This is a genomic window from Paracoccus aerodenitrificans (assembly GCF_027913215.1).
GTDB lineage: Bacteria > Pseudomonadota > Alphaproteobacteria > Rhodobacterales > Rhodobacteraceae > Paracoccus > Paracoccus aerodenitrificans.
On the sequence record NZ_CP115784.1, the window covers coordinates 2,554,155 to 2,579,092 of the forward strand.

The 24,938-nt window shown below is 58.8% G+C and carries 21 protein-coding genes; 15 read left to right on the plus strand and 6 right to left on the minus strand.

Going from position 1 to position 24,938, the window contains the following annotated elements; genetic code table 11:
- The first annotated feature begins 2 nt into the window (after positions 1-2).
- The 7 genes from PAE61_RS13935 (at position 3) to PAE61_RS13965 (ending at position 7,432) form a co-directional block, all read left to right on the plus strand.
- Positions 3-776 (plus strand): glycosyltransferase family 2 protein, encoded by a 774-nt coding sequence (locus PAE61_RS13935; protein ID WP_271112977.1) that lies wholly within the window; start codon positions 3-5, stop codon positions 774-776.
- Entirely contained in the window at positions 776-1,093 is a 318-nt protein-coding gene (locus PAE61_RS13940; RefSeq protein WP_271112978.1) for a lipid-A-disaccharide synthase N-terminal domain-containing protein, read from the plus strand. Before PAE61_RS13935 ends, PAE61_RS13940 begins: the two co-directional genes overlap by 1 nt.
- Entirely contained in the window at positions 1,062-2,495 is a 1,434-nt protein-coding gene (locus PAE61_RS13945; RefSeq protein WP_271112979.1) for a glycosyltransferase family 39 protein, read from the plus strand. The genes PAE61_RS13940 and PAE61_RS13945 overlap by 32 nt, the downstream gene beginning before the upstream one ends.
- Complete coding sequence (locus PAE61_RS13950) at positions 2,492-4,096, plus strand: ArnT family glycosyltransferase (RefSeq protein ID WP_271112980.1); 1,605 nt, start codon at positions 2,492-2,494, stop codon at positions 4,094-4,096. Before PAE61_RS13945 ends, PAE61_RS13950 begins: the two co-directional genes overlap by 4 nt.
- Positions 4,065-4,907, plus strand: coding sequence for a phosphatase PAP2 family protein (locus tag PAE61_RS13955; protein ID WP_271112981.1), 843 nt, complete (start codon positions 4,065-4,067; stop codon positions 4,905-4,907). The genes PAE61_RS13950 and PAE61_RS13955 overlap by 32 nt, the downstream gene beginning before the upstream one ends.
- Complete coding sequence (locus tag PAE61_RS13960; protein ID WP_271112982.1) at positions 4,904-5,707, plus strand: phosphatase PAP2 family protein; 804 nt, start codon at positions 4,904-4,906, stop codon at positions 5,705-5,707. The genes PAE61_RS13955 and PAE61_RS13960 overlap by 4 nt, the downstream gene beginning before the upstream one ends.
- A gap of 219 nt (positions 5,708-5,926) precedes the next feature.
- Entirely contained in the window at positions 5,927-7,432 is a 1,506-nt protein-coding gene (locus PAE61_RS13965) for a phospholipase D-like domain-containing protein (protein ID WP_271112983.1), read from the plus strand.
- Between the two features lie 16 nt (positions 7,433-7,448).
- Here PAE61_RS13965 and PAE61_RS13970 read toward each other — a convergent pair whose 3' ends face one another.
- Positions 7,449-8,705, minus strand: a complete 1,257-nt coding sequence (locus PAE61_RS13970) for an O-antigen ligase family protein (RefSeq protein ID WP_271112984.1) — start codon at positions 8,703-8,705, stop codon at positions 7,449-7,451.
- Between the two features lie 164 nt (positions 8,706-8,869).
- Between PAE61_RS13970 and PAE61_RS13975 the strand changes: the two genes are divergently transcribed.
- The gene (locus PAE61_RS13975; protein WP_271112985.1) at positions 8,870-10,048 is read left to right on the plus strand and encodes a glycosyltransferase family 4 protein; all 1,179 of its coding nucleotides are present in this window, start codon (positions 8,870-8,872) and stop codon (positions 10,046-10,048) included.
- A 10-nt stretch (positions 10,049-10,058) separates the two neighbouring features.
- Here PAE61_RS13975 and PAE61_RS13980 read toward each other — a convergent pair whose 3' ends face one another.
- From PAE61_RS13980 to PAE61_RS14000, 5 genes are read right to left on the minus strand one after another with little or no spacing between them, the layout of a single operon-like run.
- Complete coding sequence (locus PAE61_RS13980; protein WP_271112986.1) at positions 10,059-11,135, minus strand: DNA-binding response regulator; 1,077 nt, start codon at positions 11,133-11,135, stop codon at positions 10,059-10,061.
- Positions 11,136-11,195: 60 nt separating this feature from the next.
- A complete protein-coding gene (locus tag PAE61_RS13985; RefSeq protein ID WP_271112987.1) occupies positions 11,196-12,368 on the minus strand; it encodes a DegT/DnrJ/EryC1/StrS family aminotransferase in 1,173 nt (390 codons plus the stop codon).
- A 4-nt stretch (positions 12,369-12,372) separates the two neighbouring features.
- Positions 12,373-13,059, minus strand: a complete 687-nt coding sequence (locus PAE61_RS13990) for a PIG-L deacetylase family protein (protein WP_271112988.1) — start codon at positions 13,057-13,059, stop codon at positions 12,373-12,375.
- Positions 13,053-13,967, minus strand: coding sequence for a methionyl-tRNA formyltransferase (locus PAE61_RS13995; RefSeq protein ID WP_271112989.1), 915 nt, complete (start codon positions 13,965-13,967; stop codon positions 13,053-13,055). Before PAE61_RS13995 ends, PAE61_RS13990 begins: the two co-directional genes overlap by 7 nt.
- On the minus strand, positions 13,964-14,581 hold the full coding sequence (locus tag PAE61_RS14000; RefSeq protein ID WP_353620360.1) for a sugar transferase: 618 nt from the start codon (positions 14,579-14,581) through the stop codon (positions 13,964-13,966). The genes PAE61_RS13995 and PAE61_RS14000 overlap by 4 nt, the downstream gene beginning before the upstream one ends.
- 202 nt (positions 14,582-14,783) lie before the next feature.
- On the opposite strand from PAE61_RS14000, the gene PAE61_RS14005 reads away from it, so the two are divergent.
- The 7 genes from PAE61_RS14005 (at position 14,784) to PAE61_RS14035 (ending at position 24,918) form a co-directional block, all read left to right on the plus strand.
- Complete coding sequence (locus PAE61_RS14005) at positions 14,784-15,953, plus strand: glycosyltransferase (protein ID WP_271112991.1); 1,170 nt, start codon at positions 14,784-14,786, stop codon at positions 15,951-15,953.
- Entirely contained in the window at positions 15,950-17,815 is a 1,866-nt protein-coding gene (locus PAE61_RS14010) for a GumC family protein (RefSeq protein ID WP_271112992.1), read from the plus strand. Before PAE61_RS14005 ends, PAE61_RS14010 begins: the two co-directional genes overlap by 4 nt.
- 256 nt (positions 17,816-18,071) lie before the next feature.
- Entirely contained in the window at positions 18,072-19,181 is a 1,110-nt protein-coding gene (locus tag PAE61_RS14015; RefSeq protein WP_271112993.1) for a hypothetical protein, read from the plus strand.
- Positions 19,182-19,276: 95 nt separating this feature from the next.
- Positions 19,277-20,443: a polysaccharide biosynthesis/export family protein gene (locus tag PAE61_RS14020; protein WP_271115165.1), complete on the plus strand. Its 1,167-nt coding sequence runs from the start codon at positions 19,277-19,279 to the stop codon at positions 20,441-20,443.
- Positions 20,440-21,291, plus strand: coding sequence for a sulfotransferase domain-containing protein (locus tag PAE61_RS14025; RefSeq protein ID WP_271112994.1), 852 nt, complete (start codon positions 20,440-20,442; stop codon positions 21,289-21,291). Before PAE61_RS14020 ends, PAE61_RS14025 begins: the two co-directional genes overlap by 4 nt.
- Before the next feature lie 712 nt (positions 21,292-22,003).
- Positions 22,004-23,683, plus strand: coding sequence for a polysaccharide biosynthesis protein (locus tag PAE61_RS14030; protein WP_271112995.1), 1,680 nt, complete (start codon positions 22,004-22,006; stop codon positions 23,681-23,683).
- Entirely contained in the window at positions 23,680-24,918 is a 1,239-nt protein-coding gene (locus PAE61_RS14035; protein WP_271112996.1) for a glycosyltransferase family 4 protein, read from the plus strand. The genes PAE61_RS14030 and PAE61_RS14035 overlap by 4 nt, the downstream gene beginning before the upstream one ends.
- Positions 24,919-24,938: the final 20 nt, after the last annotated feature.

The window sequence follows — 24,938 nt, forward strand, 5'->3', positions numbered from 1 at the left end:
GCATGAAGACTCTTCTTATCTCCCGGCCGACAGTGTCAATTGTCATCCCGCTGCATAATGAGGAAGGCAATGTCGCGCCGCTGATCGCAGATCTGCGCGAGGCAATGGCAGACGGGCCGGATTATGAGGTTGTTCTGGTCGATGATGGTTCGACCGATTCAACGCAGAGCGTCTGTCTGGGGCTTGCCGCCGATGATCACCGGCTGCGGGTTATCGCCCATCGGCAGGCTTACGGGCAATCGGCAGCGATTCACTCGGGTGTGCAGGCCGCGCGGGCGCAGATCATCACCACAATGGATGGCGACGGGCAGAACCCACCTGAAAATATTCCGCGTCTGGTCGCTCCGTTGCTGGCCTCAGGCCGCCCGCCCCGCCTAGCGCTGATCGCGGGGCAGCGTGTGGGTCGGCGCGACAGTCTGGGCAAGCGTCTGGCCTCACGCTTTGCCAACGGGCTGCGGTCGCGGGTGCTGCGTGACGGCACGCGGGATACGGGATGCGGGCTGAAGGCATTTGACCGGGCCGCTTATCTTGCGCTGCCTTTCTTCAACCATCAGCACCGCTATCTGCCCGCGCTGTTCGCCCGCGACGGGTGGGAAGTCGCGCATCAGGACGTGACCCATGCCGCGCGACTGACCGGGGAATCCAACTATACCAATCTCGGCCGCGCCATTGTCGGCATCAGCGATCTTGCCGGGGTTGCCTGGCTGATCCGTCGCCGCAAGCTCGGCACACCGACAGAATTGACGCCCGCCTTGATCCAAAGGGAGACCGCGTGATGAGCAAGGAATTCATCTGGAGCGCGCTGCATGTGGATAGCTGGACCGCCTTCACATGGCTGGTGGTCGGACTGGCCGGGCAGCTCATGTTCACGATGCGCTTTCTGGTCCAGTGGATCGCCTCGGAACGCGAGCGTCGTTCGACCGTGCCGGTGGCGTTCTGGTATTTTTCGCTGGCCGGAGGGGTGATCCTGTTCAGCTATGCGCTGTGGCGGCGCGATCCGGTGTTTATCGTTGGTCAGGGGACGGGGCTGTTCATCTATTCGCGGAATCTGTGGCTGATTCATGGCGAGAAGCTTCGCACCGCCCGCGGCTGAGCGCGGCGAAACAAGTCTGCTGGCCTGCGCTGCCGCCGCGATTGCGGCGCTGACACTGTGGCGCGTGGGCATGTTGCTGCTGGATGCGACCGAACTGTCCACGGATGAGGCGCAATACTGGCTGTGGTCTCAGGCACCCTCTTGGGGCGAATATTCCAAACCGCCGCTGATCGGCTGGCTGATCTGGCTGAGCAAGGCTTTGTTCGGCGAAACCATCCCCGCTGTCCGGCTGCCCGCCCCGCTGCTGCATGGCGCAACAGCGCTGATCCTGATGGATCTGGGGCATCGCATGGGCGGTCCCCGCATCGGAGCGGTTGCGGCGCTGAGCTATGCGACGATGCCAGCAGTAACGCTCGGCTCGGCGCTGATGACGACCGACACGCCGATGCTGTTTTTTCTGGCGGTTGCGCTGAATCTCCAGCATCGGCTGGCGCGGCAGGCAGAGCCCTTGCAGACCCTCGGGCTGGGGCTGGCTGTCGGACTGGGTGTTTTGTCGAAACATGCCATGATTTACGGGCTGGCGGGAATGATGCTGGCGGCGGCGGTTACGGCAGCGTGGCGACCGGGTTGGCGGGTCGTCGGCATGGCGGGCGCTGTCGCGCTGCTGGTGACGCTGCCGCATCTTCTGTGGCTGTGGAACAGCGGTTTCGTCACATTGCGCCATCTGGCCAGCAGCGGGGCTTCCGAGGGTATCGGGCTGAACCTTCCGGGCGCTCTGCGTTTTCTGGCCGAGCAGTTCGCAGTGATGGGACCGATCCTGTTCGCTGCGTTCTGGCTTGGGCTGACCGAGAGGTCACAGCGGGGCACGGCAGTGATCGCACTGACCGTGTTGGGGATTGTGACCGCTCAGGCACTGTTCAGCCATGCACTCGCAAACTGGGCGGTCGGGTTTACGCTGCCGGGCTGTCTTGTCGCGGCGCAATGGTTAAGCGGGCGGCGCAGGGTACTGGCTGCCTCTCTAGCCTTTGGGCTGGCGGTGGCCGTGGCGCTGCCTCTGGTGACGGCGTTTGGAACGGGGTGGCGGTTGGGCGAGGACCGGCTGGCTCTGGCCCGCTATCTTGGACATGACGTGTTTGCGGCACCGGTGCTGGAGGCTGCCAAGCAAGCCGGGGCGGGCGCGATCATCGCAGATGGCCGGGATATGCTGGCCGCGCTTAGCTGGGCCGCCCGCAAGGATGGGCCGGAGGTCCTCGCACGGCCCGATCCCGGCCCGGCGCGGCATCACTGGGACCTGAAAGCGCCGCTGCCCGATCCGGCTCCGTGGCCGGTCCTGCTGGTCTATGAACCGGCGAATCCTCCGCCCGCCTGCGGGGATATCCTGCGCCCGCCACGCCCCGAGGGACCGGGCTTTCTGCAAGGCCATCAGATCGGGCTGGCATTGCTGCCGGAGGGGTGTCGATGAACAGCCCCGCGCTGCGCCTGCTTCTGGTTGCGGTGTTAGCATCGCTGTTGCTGATACCGGGACAGGCAACGCTGCCGGTCACGGACCGTGATGAGGCGCGTTTCGTGCAGGCCAGTCGGCAGATGCTGCAATCGGGCGATTTCATCGATATCCGCTTTCACGACGATACGCGCTATAAAAAGCCGGTCGGCATTTACTGGGCGCAATCAGCAGCGGCTGCCCTGTCGGGACAGGGGGCAGAGGCTCCGCTTTGGGTCTTCCGGCTGCCTTCGCTGATGGGGATAGTAGCGGCTGCGGTGCTGACCGCATGGCTGGGTTCAGCGCTTGTCGGAGCTGGGCCAGCCGCCTTTGCCGGATTGCTTGTCGCGGCCAGCATCGTGCCGGGGGTCGAGGCACGGCTGGCAACCACCGATGCCGCGCTTCTGGCCGCGACTCTGCTGATGCAAAGCGTCCTTGCCCGGCTATGGATGGGTGTACCGCTGCGATGGAGGGCGTGGATCTTCTGGCTTGGCATGGCGGCGGCGATCCTGCTGAAAGGACCGATCGGGCCGATGGTGGTGGCGCTGACCGCCGCCACGGCCAGCCTGATCCGCCGCGATACCGCATGGCTGCGCCCGCTGCTTCGCCTCTGGCCGGTTCTTCTGGCGGTCGCCGTGACGCTGCCGTGGTTCATCGCCATCACCATTATCAGCGACGGCGCGTTCTGGGGAGCCTCGGTCGGGCAGGATATGCTGGCGAAAGCCGCCTCGGCGCAAGAGGGCAAGGGTGCACCGCCCGGCAGTTATGTTCTGGCGATGTGGGCAACATTCTGGCCGGGTGCGGTTCTGGTTGCTCTGACCCTTCCGGCAGTCTGGGCTGCCCGGCGGCGGCCTGAAATACAGTTCCTCGCTGCCTGGGCATTGCCTGGCTGGCTGGTCTTCGAGGCTTTCCCCACGAAGCTTGTCCACTACACCATGCCGATGCTGCCCGCCCTGGCTCTTGCGGCTTGCGGGCTGTGGATGTCGCCTGCACCCGTCAGGCGATGGGCGCAGGCGGTCGGCACTTTGCTGTTGCTGATCGGACCGGCGCTGTTGCTGGCGTTCCAGATCTGGTCGCGGAGGCAGGGGGCAGATCCGTCAAATTTCCTGCTGATTCCGGTGGCCGTAACGGGCGGGATCGCATTCGTCGCGCTGTGGCAGGAACGCCGGGTCGCCTTTCTGGCAGCGCTGATCGCAATGGGCGGAAGCGTGACCTCGGGCCTCGTGCTGAGCCTTGCCGCGACACCCAGCCTGTGGCCCTCGGCGCTTGCTCTGACCGAGGCGCGGCGCGTCAGCCCCTGCAAGACCCCACGCCTGATCGGCTGGGGTTATCGCGAGCCGTCTCTGGTCTGGCTGGGTGGGCGCGAAACGCTGCTTTTGGATGGAGATGCGCCTTTGCCGGACAGGCTTGACCGCTGCGATGTGGTCATTCGCAGCGACGGCGGTTCTGCGCCGCTGCCTTTTGATCTTCACGAAACCGCAACGCTTGAGGGCTACGCTATCGGTGCCGGGCGGCAGGTCCGGCTGCATGTGTATATCGCCAGGAATAGTGATGAGCATATGGTCCAAACCGTCACGGATTGAGCCTCTCACCCAAGCGCAGCACTCATTGCAGGTCGCGTGGCGCGGGCTGTCCCTGCCGTCGCGCTGCGCCGTGATCGCCAGCCTTATGCTGGCGGTTATGGTGCTGCTGGATCAGCCGGTTCTGGCGCTGTCGAACAGTCTCGATCCGTCGATCAGAACCTTGCTGTATAATGTCACCAAACTGGGAAATTCCGCTTGGAGCTTGCTGATCACCCTCGCTCTGATCGCCACAGGAGCCGCCGCCGCGCGGCTGGCCTGCAAGCGCAAGCGCGTGGCCCTGACCCGGCTGCGCGGTGCGGCGCTGTATCTTTTTGTGACGGTTGCGATCAGCGGGTTTCTGGCCTCTCTCTCCAAGCATATGATCGGCCGGGCGCGACCTTCCTCGATGGAGGCTCCCGAGGCGCTTATCTTCGAGCCGATGCTGTTCCGCGCCGCTTATTCTAGCTTCCCGTCAGGCCATGCGACGACCTCTATCGCGCTTGCGACAGGGTTGGGGGCGTTGTTCCCGCGCCACCGTACTGCATTCATGGTTATTGGCATCTGGATTGCTGCCAGCCGGGCGCTGATCGGAGTGCATTGGTTCAGCGACGTGATCGCGGGTGCGGCACTTGGCTGGGTGACGGCGTGGCTGCTGAAACACTGGTTCGCCCGCCGTGGCATCGCCTTCCGCAAGCCAGTTGCCCGGCCCGTGCCAACGCCGCGCCGCTTTCTGGGCACGCTGCGCCGCACCGGGCAGTGGATGCTGGCCGATGCGGACGGCGAGGGAAGCGCTCCGCTGACTGAAACACGCCACCGGAGCGACCCGGCATGAACAGAAATCCGACCAAGTTCCTTTTGTGGCTTTGGCTGGCTACGGCTTTGCTGTTTGCCGTCGCGCCGGGTCTGGATCTCTGGGTGGCGGGGCTGTTCTACGACCATGCGGGGAACGGGTTCTATCTGGACGGAATACCTGCTCTGCAGATGCTGCGTGAGATCATCTGGGCATCCGCCAATATACTGGTGCTCGGCGTGATCCTGTATACGCTGCTCAACCTGTACAGCCGCAAACCCACGCAGATACCCGGTCGGTTCTGGGCATTTTGCCTGACGCTGATTGCGCTTGGACCGGGTCTGCTGGTGAATGTGATCCTCAAGGATCAGTGGGGCCGCGCCCGTCCGGCCGATGTGATGGAGTTCGGCGGCTTGGCAGAGTTCACACCGCCCTGGCAACTGGCGGATCAATGCGTCTCGAACTGCTCTTTTGTCTCCGGTGAGGCTGCCGGGGCGATAACCGCCGCGATTATTGCGGGGCTGTTCCTGTGGAATATGATCCCGCATCGGCAGAGGCACTGGCTGCTGCTTGCCTGCTTGAGCTTTGCGCTTATCGGCTCTGGAATGCGCATCATGATGGGCAGGCATTTCCTGTCAGACGTGGTCTGGTCCTTCGTTCTGATCAGCAGCCTGGCGATCTGGCTTGGCAGCATTTTCCGCATCTCCAAGTTGTTGCCACGCATGACCTACACAGCGCTTCGGAGTGATGCAGCGACGGTTCAGAAAATCGCCGAGGGGCTTGTTACCGCGAGTATGCCCGTCACAAGGCGTGTCAGCCGGATCGTGCGGCGTCTTCAGTAGGCACTGCCAAGCCGATTACTGTACACCGGCCTTGCGCAACCTTGATGACGATCCGAGCATTGCAGCATCGCTGACCGACAAACGCCAAACGCTGATGTCCGCCTTTTTACCATAGAAAATCACGTCTTAAATCGCCTCTTTCCCCAGCCGATTCACGGAACCATACCCCGCATCAGGCCGTTCATAATCGTACACAGGCAGCGGGATCCGGAACGGAAAATGAACCAACTCAGCTTTCAGCCGGGCGAGAATTGCTGGCGCGTCGAAAAGGCAGAACAATTCGGAATTATCATTGATGCCGAAAAATATTTCCGCGCCCTCAGGGAAGCGTTGGAGAAGGCTGAGGATCTGATTATCCTCGTCGGCTGGGATTTCGATTTCGAGATCGAGATGCTGCCGGGTGAAAGCGACGAGTCCGGCAATGCGCCCGATGGCCTTCCCAACCGGATCGGCCCGTTTCTTGAAGCACTCGCTGAGAGGCGGCCAAATCTGGAGATCTATCTTCTGAAATGGAGCGGCGGGGCGCTGATCGCGCCGGGAAGGATGCTTCCGACGGCCAAAATCAAGCTGCTCTCTCCCGATCAGGTTCATCTGGGCTTTGACGGCAGGCATCCGATTGGCGCGAGCCACCATCAGAAAATCGTGACCATTGACGATTCGCTTGCTTTCTGCGGCGGGATCGACGTGACGGATGGGAGATGGGATACGCGCGAGCATGCTCCGGGAGACAAGCGGCGGACGCTGAAAAACGGCGATATTGCGCAGCCCTGGCATGATGTAACCTCGGTCATGTCGGGGCCGGCGGCGGAGGCCCTCAGCGAGCTGTGCCGCGCCCGCTGGAAACGCGCTCAGGATACCGAGCTTGAAGAACCGATCAAGCCCGGCAGGGACCGCTGGCCGCAAAGCCTCAGGGCGGAATTCCGTGATATCGACGTTGCGATTGTCAGAACCGAGCCGCCCGAAACGGACCGCCCCGTCATCGTCGAGATCGAGCAGCTTTATCTGGACAGTATCGCCTCGGCGAAGGAAACCATTTACCTTGAATCACAGTATTTCGCCTCGGATGTCATTACCGACGCCGTTCGCAAAAAGCTGCAGGAACCGGACGGGCCAGAGATTGTCGTCATCAATCCCAAAGCTGCTCAGGGCGTGATCGAAGATCAGGCGATGCATGTCACGCGCAGCAGGATGATCCGGGATTTGCGGGCCTCTGATCCTCATGATCGTTTCCGCGTCTTCTACCCGGTGAACTCGGATCAGGATCCGGTCTATGTGCATGCGAAGGTGTCGATTATCGATGACCGGTTCATGAGGGTCGGGTCGGCGAATATCGACCGCCGCTCAATGGCGTTCGACACGGAATGCGATGTCGCGCTGATCGCCGAACGCGAAGAGGACCGGCAACAGGTGCTGGATCTCCGCAACGATCTTCTGGCCGAGCATCTTGGTTGCAGCAAAGAGGATCTGGCGCGGGCTATCGAGCATAATGGCAGCATTATCTCTGCAATCGATTCGCTGAACCGCCGCGATCACAGAGGCCTGCGCGACCTGCCGCTGCGCAAGGAAAACATGTTCGGCAGCCTGCTGGCCGATACGCGCTTCTTCGATCCGCGCTATCGCCGCAGTGCGATGGCACGGTTCGGCGTGACCTCCCGTCATGTCATGATCGGAGGTGTCGCAATCGCGGCAGGGCTGTATCTGTGGTCGAGAAAACGGCGGCGTTGAAACCGGTCGGTATGCCCTAAAAATCCTGATTTTCGGGATTATCCGGCGCTACGGATATGCAAACTCCGATCACAAGAAACCACGGAACCAGCCAGAAGCGGGCGTAGAGATGCGCCAGACCGTTCTGCACCAGTGCCAGCATCACCGTGATGGTAATCGTCAGCACGGCATACCACCGCGTCTGGTGGTTCATCATCACCGGCCAACACAGGAACAACACGGTCACGAATAATCCAAAATAGCCCAGAAGGCTGATCAGCCCGCCCTCAGCCAGCAGCAGAAGATAGGTGTTATGCACCGGTGCCCCGTGGGCGCTGACCATCCGATACTGATCGGCCCCCATGCCGACGAATATCGTGTCGCGGGTCAGGCGCAGCGCCTCATGGATCAGGAACATCCGATCAGAGAAGGTTCCCGCGCGCCCGACATCTCCGGTTTCAAGTGCTCCGAATACGCGTCTTAGAAAGATCTCAGGCAAAAAAAGATGGCCCCAACTATACAGCACGAACACACCGACAAGGCCGACAACGAGCAGTCCGAGGATCAACCGGACACGAAAGCTCAGCACGACAAGCGCGGTAGCCCCGATCAGCGTCAGGAAAAATCCGGTATTCGAGCCGGTCAGCAACAGCCCGTACCCCAATGGAATCAGCACCGGGACAGCGATCCACAGCCTGATTTCGCGGATAAATAACAACCATAGCGTGAACACGATCGACATAGCGGCAAGCGCACCTGCATCGTTCTCACGCTCAATCAGCGATGCGAGGCGACCATTGCGTGTGACGAAGCGCAAATCATCGGGCGCGTATTCCATGTACCATGCGCCATGCAGCATGATGACCACCATCGAGGCCACGAAAACCTTGATCAGCAGCACAGCCTCGTCCCTGGGGCGCTGGAGAATCACGAGCGGCATGATCAGCAGCGAAAAGCAGTACTGGCCGGATACTAATGCGCCATCCAGAAGCTCACCATTGACGACAGAGCTGAACAGCAATCCGAAGGCCAGCATGAACACGCTGCTATACCAGATAATAGCACCGCGTCCGAAAGGATGCAGAGGCAGACGCCCGCTTGCCATCATCGTCAGAACGGTCAGCAGCGCAAAGACATCTGCAAGAGTGATATAGGCGAAGCTGACCCGGAAATACTGCATCGGCGCGACAAAGACCGTGATCGCTGCCAGAAACAAATCGAAATGCCAGAAATTTTCGCCCCAATCCGTCCCGGGCGCAGAAAACTCTCCGGCCGGAAGCGCGGCCTGTCGCATAACATGGCCCCCATCAATCTGGGATTAACAAACTACTGATAACACCAAGCTTTCCGCAAGGAGGTTCATCAACTGATTACGCCATGTTACAGCTCAGATAAACAGAAGAAATCGAAGGGATTCGATGTTTTGATCCCGACGCAATGTGCCGCAGGAGTTAACGAGTGACAGCGATACGAATCCTATTCCCCTTTGCGGGCGATACCGGGCTTGGTGGAAGCCATGTCTCAGCGCTCGGCCTGATCTCGGCATTGGACCGGACGCGTTTTCATCCGCATATTCTACTGCATCAACAGGCCGGCGCCGTCGGAGAGCACGCGCACCGCCTCGGTCTGGATTTTGAGGTAATCGAGGATCTGCCTCTGATGAAAACCCGCAATAATCCACGCCCGGGTGATATTGGGCCAGCTGGATATTTGACATGGGGCATCCGCCGCCTCATGGCCGAAATAAAGCGGCTGGATCCCCATATCGTGCATACGAATGAAGGCCGCATTCATGCCAACTGGGCGCTGCCCGCGCGGCTTTGCGGATGCAAGCATCTCTGGCATCACAGGCAGGATCCCACGGCATTCGGCGTGAACAAGATCGCTCCGCTTCTATCCGATCATATCGCCAGCGTATCGTGGTTTTCGAAACCCTCGCGACCGATCCGTTCGGTTGATCACATGTTCAGCGTCATCCGCAGCCCGTTTGATTTCGGTGACGCCCCGGACGCCGATGCAGCCCGTCAAATGATCCTGTCCGAGTTGGACCTGCCAGAAAATACTGTGCTGCTTGGCTGGTTCGGTCTTCTTACCGCTCGCAAGAAGCCCCTCCGCTTTGTCGAGGCGGTAGCCCAGATTCGGAAAGCGCTTCCCTACAGGCCGGTTCATGGCCTGATGTTCGGTGAGATATCGGAACCTGGCAGTGATCTGGACCGGCAATGTCGTGATCGTGCAGAACGCCTTGGCATTGCCGGAAACCTTCACCTGATGGGCTTCCGTCGACCAATCGCTGATTATATGGCAGGTGTCGATCTGAACATTGTCACGGCTTTGAGCGAGCCTTTTGGCCGGACGCTGATCGAATCGATGGATTTCGGGACGCCGGTGATCGCAACCGCGCATGGCGGCAATCCGGAGGCCATCGACCACGGAACGACCGGCTATCTGGTAGAGCCAGAGACCCCCGCCGCCTTTGTCGAACCGGCTTTGACGCTGATCCGCAAACCCTCAAAATACCGCACGATGGTCAAGGCCGCACGCGCCGATGTTCGCGGCAAATATGGGCGGGATGTCCATGTAAGGCTGGTCTCAGAGCTTTACGAAAAGCTGGTGAACCCAGAACCTGTCAAGGGATAGGGCGTTTGGCCTAACTCTCCTTTGCCTGGCTGCCCCGCTCCGGCGTAGTGGCAGAGGACGGCGCGGTGCCATCGTTCAGATGGACTGAGCGCAGTAGGCTAATCAGATCGGATTGTCGCGAATATCCGCATTTTTGGTAAATATTGCGCAGATGATAATTCACCGTCGGCTTGGCGATATTCATCACCTCTCCGATCTGGTCCAGACGCAACCCCTCTGCCAGAAAACCCGCCAGCCGCGCCTCGGTCGGCGTCAGCCCGATTGCCTCTGCAACCAGCCCGTCCCCAAGACCGGAAACATGGGACGAAGGAAAAATAGCCGCCGCAAAGATTGCCTGATCTCCGCTTTTTTCTGTCAACTGCAGCGTTGCAACGAACAGATGCTGGGGGATATTGCTGCGCGATACACCTGTCGGGATCGTGCGGAAATCCAGTACGTGATCCACGGTCTCGCGGCCATGTCCGTTCTGCGATGCCGCCTGCCGTATGACCCATTCGCGAATGGTCGATGTATTGACGCGCGACAGAGATTTCGCGGCACGATTGGTAAAGATCATCTGTCCGAACGGGTCAAACATGATGACGCCGAACGAGAACCGATCCAACAGCACATAAGGCGCCCGCAACCGCTGTGCCCCGGACGAAGAGGATCCCGCACGGACAGTTTCAGCGGCCTTCAAACGGTCTGACATACGCAGAAGCGTATCGATAGAAGCCAGCAAAAGATCCTCGTGGATCGGCTTGGCAATATAATCGTCGGCTCCGGCAAGCTTGCCCGCAACGATGTCGCTTTTCTCACCGAATTCCGATATGATGATGATCGGCATCCCGGCCAACTCGGGGCGGTCTCGGCGTATCAGTTGCAGCAGCGCCATGCCCTCGACACCCGGCAGAGACTGGTCGCACAGCATCACATCCGGCGCAGAACCGCTGAGGGTCCGTAATGCTGAATTGGAATCCTCTGCCGTTGCAGCGATGAAGCCGCGTTGTGAGAAGACCTGTTTCAGATCCTCGCCTAGGGCAGGATTTCCCGTGCAGATCAGGATGCTGCGTCTGAACGCGGCTTGCGAACTGGTCAAAATTGCCACCATTTACTTCTTAACATCAGAATCGGCTGCACTGGCTGTCACAGCACAATGCCGTTTTATTCAGGCGGTCGCCTGTTCGAGTATCTCCAGCAGGACCGTAGAAAGCTCATCCAGCTGTGTCTCGTCCCAAGTGGGATCAACCAGGAAGGCCAGACTGGTATCGCCAAGTTCCCTTGCAACCGGAAGCGGTCGGGGCGGGTGATCGCCGTCAGCAGAAAAGATGCCCTCGCGGTAGACTTCAGAGCAACTTCCCGAAAAAAGCGGGATCTGCCGCATGGAGGCTATCGCCAGAATGCGATCACGATCCCAGCCATTTGTCAGAGCCTCGGGACGTATGAAAGCGTAAAAGCGATACCATGCATGGGTAAGGTTCTCCGGCGGAAGCGGAATCCGCAGCGCGTCCGACTGCGACAGAGTATGAGCAAGCCGAGCCGCATTCCTGCTGCGCTGCGCATGCCAGTCAGGAAGAAGCTGCAACTGCACCCGGCCAATCGCCGCCGACATCCCCGTCATCCGCAGATTGGTTCCCGGCTCAGCCGCATGAAGCCAGCGGAAACCGGGCTGTGTGTCGCGCTCAAAGACAAGTGCGCGGTCTTTGCCATGATCCTTGAAGCTCCAAATTCTGTCGTGAAGCGCGTCAGCATTGGTGACGATCATGCCGCCCTCGCCCCCGGTCGACATGATCTTGTCCTGACAGAAGGAATAAGAACCCAAATCGCCAAAACTGCCGACGATCTGATCACCGATCCGGGCACCATGCGCTTGCGCACAATCCTCAATCACCCAGAGATCATGCTCCCTTGCCAGAGTCATGGTCCCCGCCATATCGCATGGCCATCCCGCAAGATGAACCGGAATGATTCCGCGTGTCCGGTCATTAATCAGCGGCACAATACTGGCTGGTGTGATGTTCTGGCTGTCGGGATCGACATCTGCAAAGACGGGGCGTCCTCCGGCAAGAAGCACACAGCTTGCGGAAACGACAAAGCTGCGCGGACTGACGATGACCTCGTCCCCGGGCTGAAGCTTCAGTGCACGCAGCGCCGCATCCAGCGTGACCGAGCCATTTGCCATTGCAATGGCATGGCTGGTGCCGACATGGGCGGCAAACTCTTCCTCAAAGCTGCGTACATCAGGCCCCGTCCAGGCGTTGACCTTGCCGGATCGAAGCACGTCAGCAACCGCATCAATCTGCCGCTGATCGAAGACAGGCCAGGTCTGATTGCGTTGCATCGGCTCACTCCACGATCCGGATGGTGACGAAAGCTTCAGCAGCATCACGGTGGACGGTTGCACCGCGCAACGTCGCCAATGCCGTCAGCGATGCGACCGATCTTTCATGCGGAGCCGCCCGCTGCTGGCTTTCAAACAAACCAAACGCGTCCAGCTTGCGCTGCAACGTGTCAGAGATGTCCACAAACAAATTCGGAAGGAAGCCGGGCGTAAGATAAGGCGCGTTCCAGTTCGTCTCAGAAAGGGTCTCGTACGCGAAAACCCGCGTAGGGTAGTCTGGCTGATGCGGACGCGCGGCGACGAGTGCGGACAGGAAGCTGAGCTGGTGGTCAAGATGAATGTCACCAGGATGCGGTGCAAAGATCGTCTGCGCTCCGGTTCGCTGAACCACAGAGGAAATCGCGCGGTTCAGCTCTGTATGCGCATATTCTCTCAACCCCGCCGCCGGGCAGTCGAGATAATGGGTCTGTGTCACACCAAGCTTCGCATGCGCTGCCGCAGCTTCGGCCCGGACTGTATCAACCTGATCCACCGAAAAGCGTGGAGCACGGCCGGTTGTAACAATTGCGACGTGGATTTCTGTCCCGGCATCTGCAAGGCGTGCCATCGTGCCTCCGACTCCCAGAACCTCGTCATCGGGATGCGGGGCAATCACCAGAACCGGACCGGATTTTTCGATAGTTCTCAGCATGAGGCCCCCCGAAGCTTTTCATGCCGCAGGAAGCTCTCGACGCCGCGCCACTCCAGCAGGTCGATGCAGCGACCGTCACCAGCCATAACAGTCACGATCTGCCCGTCGATATTCTGGATCTGGCCCGGAAGTCCGATATAGTACCCCTCGCGCGGATGAACACGCGCTGCCGTAATCGTCACCTCAGCCCCTTTCGATGCTCTTGTCGTTGCGCCGGGATACGGAGGACCGACCGCCCGGATTAACCGGTCAATCTCAGTGGCGGGCAGCGACCAGTCGATCATCCCGTCCTCGGCCCGCCGCCGCGCACAGATTGTTGCGTTTTCATGGTTCTGAGGCATTGCTGGACGGTTTCCTGCCGCCAGATCAGCAACAAGAGGCGGCAGCAAGCAGGCCATCTCGGCCACTGCTTTATCATAAAGCTCACGCACGGTGATCCGGTCCGGATCGATCGTGAAAACGGATTGCGCGGCGATGGGTCCGTCATCCACGCCCTCGCCGATCCAGAACAGCGTAGCACCGCCCTGAGACTGCCGCGTCAGGATCTGCCACGGAAGCACAGCCCGCCCCCGCATCCGTGGCAGGGGCGAAGGATGAAAGCCCAGAACACCGAGACGCGGCAAAGCAATCATCCCGGGTCCTATAAGCTGAGACCAGCCAATAATCATCACCAGATCGGGCTGAAGCTGGCGCAGCGCAGCCATCACCTCATCGCTTTCACTGCGCGGAGACCGCATCAGCCTGAGCCCGTAGTCCGCGGCCAGAGGACCAAGATCAGCAAAATCGGAATGAGCGCCGGCCAGTTCAACCGGCAACGTCACGACCAGATCCGGCGACTGCCCTTTTTCGCATAAAGTGCGCAAGGCGACTGCCGAACCCTCAACAGCGCCGATAAAGGCCGTTTTCATGACCGCCCCTCAATCGCGCTGCCGAAACGCTGTTGCGCCCATTCCCGTGCCATTTCCAGCCTGTCGGGGTCGCGAACTTCACCGCGAAGCGGGACCAGAAGCGTTTCCAGCATGATCCGGAGATCCAGCGAAAAGCTGCGATGCGTGACATACCAAAGATCCAGGGCGAGCTTTTCATCATTGGTCAGCCGCGTATTGCCACTGACCTGCGCCCATCCCGTCAATCCGGGTGGAACGGAATTGCGAATTCTACCCAACTCACCGAAGCTTTTCAGCGTCGAAGGCAGCAGCGGGCGCGGCCCCACCAGCGACATGCTGCCCCGGACGATCAGCCAAAGCTGGGGAAGTTCGTCAGATCTCAACCGGCGAATCAACCGAGTCAGGCTGGTCTGGCGCCGATCATCAGGAAGCAATTGCCCATCCGCATCACGATCATCCGTCATCGTGCGGAACTTATAAACGACCAGGCTCCGCCCGTCCTTTCCCGCCCTGATCTGGAGGAAAATAATCGGCGATCCAAGTTGCATATAGAGAATTAACGCTACCATTAATTGAATTGGCAGCGAAATAAGCAGCAAAATAGCTGCAATGGGAAACTCCAGCACTCGTAACACACTACTGACCTGTACTTAACAACCACCCTTGCGGGCATTTGCACTTAGCCTGTGTTTTCATTGCATTGCAATGGCAAAGAACGCAACCTTCGTGATAATCGTGGTTAAGTGATGATATTTTTCCTAGTTTTTAATTGCCTCTCAAAGAATATGCTTTAGGTTCCTGCCCCGTATGTAACGAGTAAACCGCCGGCTGTTTCCGATGAATAAAGAACGAGTTGCGCATGTTATTACCGGTACAGCGGTAGGTGGCGCAGAGATCATGCTTTTCCGATACCTCCGCAGTATCGAAAAGGATCGCAATAAACATATTGTCGTGTCCCTGATGCCGTCCGGCCCCGTCGCGTCGATGATTCGCGATCTGGGGGTCGAGGTGGTGGATCTTGGAGCTGGATCGGTCGGGCAGATCCCGGCGGCGATCATCGGGCTGGCGCATTTCTTTTCCAACCGCAAGCCGACAGCCGTGCATGGCTGGATGTATCATGGCTGCCTGGTGGCTACATTGGCGATCAAGCTGAGCGGCTGTCGCAATACTGGTCTGATCTGGGCGATTCATCACTCGCTGTCCGACCCGGCAAATGAAAAAAGATCAACCCGCGCCGTTCTGCGCGGGCTTCGCCTGCTGTCAGGACGCGCCGACCGGATCACATATTGCTCGAGAGTTTCCGCAAAGCAGCATGAGGAATACGGTTTCCCGCCCTCTCTGTCCGATTTTGTTCCCAATGCGATCGACACGGATGAGTTCCGACCGAATGCTTCTGCACACGAAAGGCTGACCGCCATCGCCGGAATTCCAGCCGGGCGGGCCGTCGTCGGCACGATTGCACGCTCCCACCCGATGAAGGATCATCGCAGTTTTGCAAAGACGATTGCCATCCTTGCCGGACGCGGAATTGACATACACGGGGTTCTGATCGGGGAAGGCCAGCCTGACGGGCCAGCAGTTCAGGAAGCACAAGCTGCAGGGATCGGCCACCGCCTGACTGCCCTGCCCGTGCGCAGCGATATTCCTCTTCTGGTGCCGGGCCTGGACATCTATTTGCTGTCCTCCGCCTGGGGCGAGGCGCTGCCTCTGGCTGTCGCCGAGGCAATGGCCGCAGGGGTGCTTCCCGTAGTGACGGATGTCGGGGATTGCGCGTGGCTGGTCGGGGACTGCGGAAAGGTCTGCCCGCCCAACCGACCAGATCTTCTGGCCAATTCCGTCAGTGAGCTGCTTCACCTGACCGAACCCGAGCGAGAGCGGCTTCGTACTGTCTCGCGGCAGCACATCATCAGCCGCATGGCGATGGACGAATATATTTCCCGGCATGAACGGCTTTATCGACAATCTTATAAGAGCCGCACGATGTCGCGGCAGCGGATGACAGCATGAACAATACGACACGCATTTCGGCCCGGAAGGCCGTTTCACCCGCTCGCGCGCAGCGTATGGACAGTGAAGAATTCATCCAGCTGATGCGGCGCAATATCTGGATGCTCCTGAGCGTAGCCGCTCTTGTGATGGGCGGAACCTATTTTTATTTGTCCCGCCAACCGCCTTTATACTCATCGGAATCGGCGATGGCCCTGACCAATTCCGAGGTACGGATCAGTCAGGTCGACACACAGCTTGAAGTGTACGATCTCACGCGTGCACGGGTAGAAACAGAACTCGACAGGCTGCGCTCCCGCAACTTCGCCGAGCATATCGCGAAGGCGCTGAACCTGTTTGACAATACGATCTTCCTGCCAATCGAGGAAGGCGACCCGCGGCTTGGCAGCAATGAACGCGCCCGCGACGTGGTCGATAAGGTACTGGGCGCCTATGAGCTGGAGCGGTCGGGTGAAAGCCTTGTCATCTCGATCAGGTCAAAGGCGAACAGCCCCGAGCTCGCTGCGTCTATTGCAAACGGGGTGGTCGACAGTTTCATCGAAACATCGGTGAACCAGCAGGTCGAAACGCTTGAACGCTCGACCGAATATCTGCGCCAACAAGTTGAACAGACGGGTGAGGATCTGACGATACAACAGATGGAGTTGGCGGATTTCATCCGTGAAAACCTTCTGGACGACGAAGAACTCCCCGAAAGGCTGCGTCGTGAACGCACGCATATCGCCTCGGTACTGGAGGTGATGGATACCCGGAACGAAGGCGACACGGCTGAGCGCAGACGTCTTGAAGCAGATCTGGCGAAGGTCGAAGAGCAGCTTGGTGCCCGTACCCGCAATGAAATGCAACTCAGCCGGATGGAACGTACCGTTGATCTGCTGGGTACGCGATATCAGACAATGGTCGAACGGCTGAGCCAACTTGAGCCTCAGCGCGACCAGATCCAGCCCGATGCAAGGCAGATCACCCGCGCCGAAGTGCCGTTTGAGCCCTCTTGGCCCAATATTCCCACGACGATGGCGCTGGCGTTACCCGCCTCTCTGGTGCTTGGGTTTATCCTCGCCATGCTACGCAGCACAATGAATCGCCAGATCTGGACCGGCGCACAGGCAGCGCATGTCAGCCAATTGCCCAATCTCGGCAACCTGCCGCGCATCCGCAGGCGCGGTCTGTTCAGCCGGGATCATCAGCCGATCTGGTTCCTGCGCCGCTTCCCACGTTCGGAATACAGTGAAGCGATCCGTTCATTGCTGACGATCTGGTCCAGCCAGGATTCGCGCGACCGCAGCCCCAGAATCGCCATGATCACCTCGGCACTTCCGAATGAAGGTAAGTCAACCGTCTCGACCTCGATGGCAGCGATTGCTTCGCTGGAAGGGCAGCGCGTTCTGCTGCTGGATTTCGATACGCAGCGCGGAGGGGCCAGCCGGATTATCGCTAACGATCCTCGTGCTATCCGTGTCGAGCGGCTAATTTCCGGCGATCTGAAGGTGAATGACGCAGTCGTCCCGGTTGAAGGTTACGATGGCCTTCACCTTATCCGGTTTGAGCAGAATATGATGCTGACTCCGCAACTTGCCGCCGAATTCGCGCGGAAGCTGATGCCGCGCCTGATATCGGCCTATGATCTGATCGTAATGGATACACCACCGACGCTGGGTGTTGCCGACGCGGCAAGGCTGGGCGTCATGGCGGATGAGACACTCGTTGTCGTCAGAGCCGGCAAAACGCCCGAACGCGCACTTCTGAATTGCGTCGAGCGCCTGGAGGATAGCGGCATCAAACTGGCCGGAACCGTCATCAACGATATCGAACCGCATCGTTACAGGCAGCTCAATCTCGGTGGAGGCTATGGGTATTATTGACAGAAAAATGCTCAGGGCGCTGGGGTTGACGGCGCTTACCCTTTCCCTGCCTGCATCAGCATTCGCCTCTGGCCCGGCCTTCCCCGGAGCTAGCGGCTATGGTGCCTCAGCAACCGGATGGCGCGGGGGTGAGTTGGTCACTGTAACCAATCTTAACGATGATGGCGCAGGCAGCCTGCGGGCATGCGTCGAAAGACAGGGCCCGCGCATCTGCATCTTTCGCATCTCGGGAACAATTATACTCGCAGCGCCACTGATGGCCCGCTCTGATCTTTACATCGCCGGTCAGACAGCCCCCGGCTATGGCATCCAGTTAAGGATGCGCGATGCGACGCATGGGCCACTCATCATCAAGAATGCCAGCGATGTCGTTGCGCGTTTCCTGAAACTGCGCCCCGGGCCGGGATCAGAGGAAAGCCCCGCGATCGACGCGCTGACGGTTGAAAATGCCTCGCGTCTCTATCTGGGCAATCTGTCTATGATGTTCGCCTCGGATGAGACGTTCAACATCCATGTCTCGGGCGGCGAAGCCGTGGATATCACGCTTGCCGACAGCATTCTTGCCTATAGTCTGGATAATTCAAACCACCCGGAGGGTAAGCATTCGAAGGGCGCGCTGATCTGCTCGGATGAGGGCAAGATGAATGAATGCGGGCGAATCAGCCTGCTGCGCAACATCTTCGCACATCACCGCGACCGCAACCCCGATATCAAAGCCACTTCTGCCGGCCCGGTCGAGGTCATTAATAATATCTTCTACGATCCGATCAGCCAGTTTGGCGAGTTTTACGATCTCATCGGCGAAACACGCATCGCCTATATTGGCAATGTGGCGATCGCGGGGCCATCAACCTCAGCCCGTGCGGGCGCGGCGGTTGAGTTATTCGACTGGACAGATGGCAACCCGATTTCCGTCTGGGCCGAGGGGAACGAGGCGCGATCCTGTAAGGAAGAGCGAGAGATTGCAATCATAGATCCAGCGATGGCCGATTTTCAAACCTCAACCCGATTTGCCCTGACGGTCGATCCGATGCCAGTCGGCTGGTTAATGGAGCGTATACCCGCTACGGCAGGTGACGCACTTCCGGATCGCCGTCACCGGGATGAGCTGGATAAGAAAGTCCTTGGCGATCTGGCCAATTGCCGCGGGCACGTCATTGACAGCCCTGAGGATGTTGGCGGCTGGACCGATATTGGCGGGTTCGAACCGGATCCAGACCGGGATGGCGATCTGCTGCCCGATGAGTGGGAGGCAGCGACAGAGGGGCTCGACCCCGACCGAAAGGACGATCCTTGGGCAGACCCGGACGGCGACGGGATGACGACTGTAGAAACATGGCTGGCAGCGCTTGCAGGTGACGAATAATGTCCAAACCTCGTAACACTGCTCCGGCTGCCGCCCATCTTATTAACCACTGGCGACGGGTGCTGTCGGCGGCAGCGATGTTATTGTCATTCGTGATGCCTCAGCCACTTGCTGCGGAACCTTACCGCCTTCACGCCCAAGACCGGTTAATGATCCGGGTACTGACTTGGGATTATGGCCAGAATAACCTCACCGGCTGGCAGGATCTTTCCGGTGAGTACAGTCTCAGCCCGGAAGGCGATCTGCATCTGCCTCTGGCAGGTACAATTTCAGCGATGGGGATGACGCAGGCCGAACTGATCACGGCAGTTTCCGACCTTCTCCGGCGTCGCGCAGGTCTGGCGGAGCCTCCGCAGCTTTCGGTGGAACTGATATCCAGTCTGCCGGTCTATGTTTTGGGCATGGTGGAAACGCGCGGTGCGGTTGAATTCCATCCCGGCCTGACCGCCCGGCATGCTCTTGCCCGTGCCGGAGGGGTTTACCGCGTTCAGACCGGCACAGATATGCTGCGCGGCATCATGCTGTCGGGCGAAGTGACTTCGGCTGAAAGCAGTTTGCGCTGGTTGCGGGCCGAACAGACCCGGATCCGGCAAGAGCTTGGGGAGTTGGAATCCGGTAACGTTCAGCCCGATAACACATCTCGGCCTCAGGATTTTCAAAGCCGTTTGCAGAATGCTGATGCGATGGCACGTCAAGTGCGGCTTGAAAGCACCGTGGATCTGCAAAACGTTCTGCAGGAACGCGCCGAACGTCTAAACCAGCAGCTTGAACTGCGAGACCGGCAGATCGCCCGCACCCGGGAAGAACTTGCGGGGGTCGAGTCGCTCAACGAACGAGGACTCGCGGTGAATGCGCGGGTGACGTCCCTGTCGACGCAGCTCAGCGATTTTGAGGCACAGCGGCTGGAACTGGAAACTGCTTTGCTGCTGCTGGATGAACAGTTGAATCAGGCTCAGCGCGACGGCAGTACGATTACAGCCGATGCTATAGCTGAGCGGCTGCGCCGGCTCGTAGAGCTGGAAGCGGAAATATCAGCCGCAGAGATAGAAGCGAATGCGGCGCGTGAACAATATCTGGCCGTGACCGGCACGCCTGCACCGCAACAATCTTCCGAAGGGCCTGTACAAACCGAGCCCCGTTATACGCTGATCAGGGGCGCGGAGGCGCTGGTGATCGGTCCAAACACAGAACTGCAGCCCGGCGACACCTTGCAGATCACGGTCCCTACAATGCCGGAAACCTCTCAGGAAGTCCAGGAATGACAAACTCCACGCCTCTGCCCAGCTTCATCATCGCCGGTGCAGCAAAATCCGCAACCACCTGGCTTCAGCAGTCACTGCAGCAATCCCGCACAATCTTCATGCCCGATCATGAGCCCCATTTCTTCGCCCGTAATTATCAGCGCGGAATGGAATATTATCATGCGGAATTTGCCGAAGCGCCCAAAGATGCGCTGCGTGGCGAAAAGTCCAACAGTTATCTGACCATGCCTGCGGCAGCCGCGCGGATTCACCGGCATATCCCGGAAGTTCGGCTGATTTTCCAGCTTCGTGACCCGGTAGCGCGTGCCTATTCGGATTACGCAATGCTGTTTCGCCGGGGGGAGGTCGACGACAATATCCGCCGTCATCTCGATCCCGACCGAGCAGCCAATGAGCGCTTCCTGAATGACGGTCTTTATGCCGAGCATCTTCAGCGGTTCTACGATTTGTTCAGCCGTGAACAGATACTGGTCCTTCGCTATGAAGACATATCTCGCGACGCGGTTGGCCAACTTGACAGTATGAGACAGCATCTGAAACTGTCAGAGCAATTTGCGCCGCCGATTTCCGAAAGGGTGAAGGATGCCAAGGCAAAAGCCGTACCACGTCCTATGCGGCGTATCCTTACTCCGCTCCGCCCTGTATTGGATCCGATCCGGCACACTTCTGCAATCTCACGGGTGCGTGACCTCGTAGCAAAGCCGCAATATTATCCGTCTTTCGATCCTGTCCTGAAAGCTGAGTTAGCTGATTTTTATCGCCCGCAGATTGAAACCCTCCGGATACTTACAGGAGTTGATTTCCAAGGCTGGATCAGTGCCGGATCAAAGCGAACCGAATCGGAGTAATCGCAACTCAATTGGTTTCGCAATCCATTTTTGGTTAAAATTTTTACCTTTGCGCAACTCCGCGCAAGCAATATTGTACCACCACCCGCATAAGTTGCGATTATTAAGGTTAATAACAATCCACACAATAGGTAAGTTTCTGTAAAGCACTTATAAAATCAATTATATAACGTTAACCTTTACAATATTATGGACTGATCTGTTTTTCCTAACCCCATTCAAAATGAGGGGTTTATTTTTCACCGAACATGGCATCATAGCTGCAGGAAGATAACTCGTCTTTGTTGTCTGGGACTGGCTTTCAAAATGGTACGAAAAGCCAATGTGGGTAATGATTATGAATGTAAACGCGTCGCAGCTTCACAGAACCACCGATTTTCAACCTCGCATATTGAGGCCTCGCAAAACCGAATTACGCGCAAACCGAAAGTTGCTTTCGGCGGATATCGTATCGGCTGTGTTTGCCTCCTCCGTTGCTGTCGTTCTGGCCTGCGGGCCACATTTCAGCGCGGTTGAGCGGGGCGTGCTTCTGCCCTTTATCCTGTTATCTCTACTGGTCATCATGCCGGTGCTGATCCTCGCCGGATTTTATCGCCGCCATCGCCACTCTGCGAGCGTCCCCGGGCTTGCGGGGTTGGTCCCGGGCACAGCGGTCGCCGTTATCGGTTGCATGCTTACGGCCCGTGGTCTGAACTGGCTGCCAGAGTTGCCGATGACAACCTTCCCAATCCAGTTCTTGTTGCTACTGACCATGTTTATCGGCGTGCGGGTGCTGGCCTGTGCGCGTGAGGCACGCCGCCGGGCACAACCCATGGCCGCTGACCGGGAAGCTGTCATCCTGATCGGGTTGGGGGCAACCAGCGATCTGTTTATGCGTGCCGTCCATCAGGGCCTGTCGAAATACAAGGTATTGGGCATTATCGACGATTCTGCCGATAGTACCGACCTGCTCTTCTATAATGTCCCGATCCTTGGCTCTGTACGCAATCCGCAGGCAATCGTTGACCGGCTGATGCGTCTGGATCAGTTGCCTCGCAGCCTGTTGCTGACTGAAGCGGTGACCCATTTCGACAGCGAAGGCATCGCCCATTTGCGAAGCTGGGCCGAAGCGCAGGGTATCAGGATACGGTCTCTGCCACATCTGACCGATGTGCAGCCCCATTATCCGGGAAATGGCGACGCCGCCAGCATCGATCCCGAAGATGTGCTGACCCGTCCGCAGAAAAGCGTCGAACTGAAGTTGCTCCGCGAAACCTATCGCGGGCAGAAAGTGCTGGTGACCGGTGCAGGTGGCTCGATCGGCAGCGAACTTGTCCGGCAAATTGCCTCGCTGGACCCGGAACTGATCGTCCTGATCGAAAACAGCGAGTATAACGCCTATCAGGTTGACCGTATCCTTGCGCGGCATTTCCCGAATGTGCCTCGGAAGCTGCATCTGTGCTGCATCCGCGACCGCGTCCATCTTCAGGCGATCTTCGAAGAACACCAGCCCGACATGGTGTTCAATGCCGCCGCCCTGAAGCATGTCCCGCTGGTTGAAGCGAATCCCTGTGAGGGCGTTCTGACCAATATTATCGGCACACGGAATGTATGCGACGCGGCACGCTCTGTCGGGGTCAAAGCCTTCGTGCAGGTCTCGACCGACAAGGCAGTGAACACGACCAATATCATGGGCGCAACCAAGCGAGTCGCCGAGTTCTATTGCCAGGCTCAGGATCTGATCACGCGAGACCTTGGCAATGATACGCGCTTCTTCGCAGTGCGGTTCGGGAACGTTCTCGGCTCCTCCGGCTCACTGATCCCTCTGTTTCAGGAACAGATCGGTCGTGGTGGGCCTCTGACCGTGACCCACCCGGATATGGAGCGCTATTTCATGACCATCCGCGAAGCTGTTGAGCTGACTCTGGTCGCGGCGGCTCAGGGGCTGCGGGCGAAAGACGATAATGGAAGAATCTTTGTTCTGGACATGGGCAAACCGGTCCGGATCGTCGATATGGCCGAGCGCATGATCTGCATGGCAGGAAAGACCCCCGGCGAAGACATCAAGATTGAGTTCATCGGCATTCGCCCGGGTGAGAAGCTGTTCGAAGAGCTTTTCGACCGCAACGAGAAAATTCAGCCGGCTGGTTTTTCTGGTGTAAGCTGCGCCATTCCGAACCCAGTGCCAATGTCGCGGCTGCGTGCCGCGATCCTGCGGCTGGAACAGTCCGCCCGCTGCGGTGACGAAGCAACACTGCGTTGCGGGCTTGCCGATCTCGTGCCGGGCTTTGCGGGAAATCGCGAAAGCGACATACGCCCTTTCCCGAAGAAATCCAGTGAAAGCTCAGCCGAACGACAGTCAGCGACGGACCTACGAGCGACAAAGGCCAACAATGACAGGATCTTCGCATGAGCCCCGATGATGGCTCTCATCCCCACGCTGCCGCGCCTGCTGGTGCGGCGGCTGCGCCTGCGACGGTTCTGGTTATCGCAGGACTTGGCTGGTCTCTTGTTAATTTCCGGCTGGATCTGATGCGCAGGGTGCGTACCAATGGCCACCGAGTTCTGGCAGCAGCGCCCGATTTCGACCCCGAAACCGAGGCGACTTTACGCACCGAAGGGATCGAGCCGATAACCGTCCCGATCAAACGCACCGGCCTGAATCCGATTCACGATATTCAGACACTTCGGGCGCTGCGCAACCTTATCAGGCGGGAAAAACCCGATATAATCTTGCCCTATACGATGAAGCCGATCATTTACGGAAGCCTCGCCGCACGTCTTGAAAAGCAGACGCGCTGCTATCCGCTGTTTACCGGTCTCGGTTATGCATTTTCAGAGCCGAACCCGACCGGGAAACGAAAACTGGTCCGCCGAATAGCCGTGCAATTGCACCGGCATGCACTTCGTGCAATACGGCTCGGGTTCTATTACAATTGCGCCGATCTGAGCGATCTGCGCCGCTTCAGGATGATTCCAGAACAGGCGCGAATGGTGGCGGTACCGGGAACAGGCGTGGATACGAACAGTTTCACGCCCTCGCCGTTTCCCAAGGGGCCTCCTGTCTTTCTGTTCGTGGCCCGGATGCTAAGAAGCAAAGGACTCGATGATCTGATCGAAGCCGCCCGCATTCTGAGGGTGGAAGGGCATGAGTTCCGCCTGGAGCTTCTGGGTCCCACCGATAGTAATCCGGATGCCATTGACAAAGAAACGCTGAAAAAATGGCATGACAGGGGAGAGGTCGTTTATCACACCCCGACACGGGATGTCCGTCCCTACTTCTCCCGCAGCCATGTCTTCGTACTGCCGACAAGGCTGCGAGAGGGCATTCCCCGGACCATTCTCGAAGCAATGGCCTCTGGTCGGCCGGTTATCACCACCGATGCGCCCGGCTGCGGTGAAACTGTGGGAGACCAAGATGGCGGTCTCGTAGTACCGCAGAATAACCCAAGTGCTCTGGCCGACGCGATGCGGCGTTTCATCCGAGAGCCTGTGCTGATCGGAAAGCTCGGCGCTCAGGCGCGGAAACGCATCTGCAGAAATAACAATGTTCACATGATCAACCGCCTGCTGCTGACCGAAATGGGGCTAGAGCGGGTACCAGAACAAACCGATGAAATTGCAAGGTTCAGCGACACGGTTTCCTAGATGATAAGAAACATGATTGC

Bases quoted from the DNA above. Each gene is read 5' to 3' on its own strand.
- PAE61_RS13995 (WP_271112989.1), bottom strand. From the start codon at position 13,967: ATGAAAACGGCCTTTATCGGCGCTGTTGAGGGTTCGGCAGTCGCCTTG.
- PAE61_RS13950 (WP_271112980.1), top strand. From the start codon at position 2,492: ATGAACAGCCCCGCGCTGCGCCTGCTTCTGGTTGCGGTGTTAGCATCG.
- PAE61_RS13940 (WP_271112978.1), top strand. From the start codon at position 776: ATGAGCAAGGAATTCATCTGGAGCGCGCTGCATGTGGATAGCTGGACC.
- PAE61_RS14010 (WP_271112992.1), top strand. From the start codon at position 15,950: ATGAACAATACGACACGCATTTCGGCCCGGAAGGCCGTTTCACCCGCT.
- PAE61_RS13960 (WP_271112982.1), top strand. From the start codon at position 4,904: ATGAACAGAAATCCGACCAAGTTCCTTTTGTGGCTTTGGCTGGCTACG.
- PAE61_RS13935 (WP_271112977.1), top strand. From the start codon at position 3: ATGAAGACTCTTCTTATCTCCCGGCCGACAGTGTCAATTGTCATCCCG.
- PAE61_RS13955 (WP_271112981.1), top strand. From the start codon at position 4,065: ATGAGCATATGGTCCAAACCGTCACGGATTGAGCCTCTCACCCAAGCG.
- PAE61_RS13970 (WP_271112984.1), bottom strand. From the start codon at position 8,705: ATGCGACAGGCCGCGCTTCCGGCCGGAGAGTTTTCTGCGCCCGGGACG.
- PAE61_RS13990 (WP_271112988.1), bottom strand. From the start codon at position 13,059: ATGCTGAGAACTATCGAAAAATCCGGTCCGGTTCTGGTGATTGCCCCG.
- PAE61_RS13965 (WP_271112983.1), top strand. From the start codon at position 5,927: ATGAACCAACTCAGCTTTCAGCCGGGCGAGAATTGCTGGCGCGTCGAA.
- PAE61_RS14015 (WP_271112993.1), top strand. From the start codon at position 18,072: ATGGCCCGCTCTGATCTTTACATCGCCGGTCAGACAGCCCCCGGCTAT.
- PAE61_RS14035 (WP_271112996.1), top strand. From the start codon at position 23,680: ATGAGCCCCGATGATGGCTCTCATCCCCACGCTGCCGCGCCTGCTGGT.
- PAE61_RS14025 (WP_271112994.1), top strand. From the start codon at position 20,440: ATGACAAACTCCACGCCTCTGCCCAGCTTCATCATCGCCGGTGCAGCA.
- PAE61_RS14020 (WP_271115165.1), top strand. From the start codon at position 19,277: ATGCCTCAGCCACTTGCTGCGGAACCTTACCGCCTTCACGCCCAAGAC.
- PAE61_RS13985 (WP_271112987.1), bottom strand. From the start codon at position 12,368: ATGCAACGCAATCAGACCTGGCCTGTCTTCGATCAGCGGCAGATTGAT.
- PAE61_RS14005 (WP_271112991.1), top strand. From the start codon at position 14,784: ATGAATAAAGAACGAGTTGCGCATGTTATTACCGGTACAGCGGTAGGT.
- PAE61_RS14030 (WP_271112995.1), top strand. From the start codon at position 22,004: ATGACAACCTTCCCAATCCAGTTCTTGTTGCTACTGACCATGTTTATC.
- PAE61_RS13945 (WP_271112979.1), top strand. From the start codon at position 1,062: ATGGCGAGAAGCTTCGCACCGCCCGCGGCTGAGCGCGGCGAAACAAGT.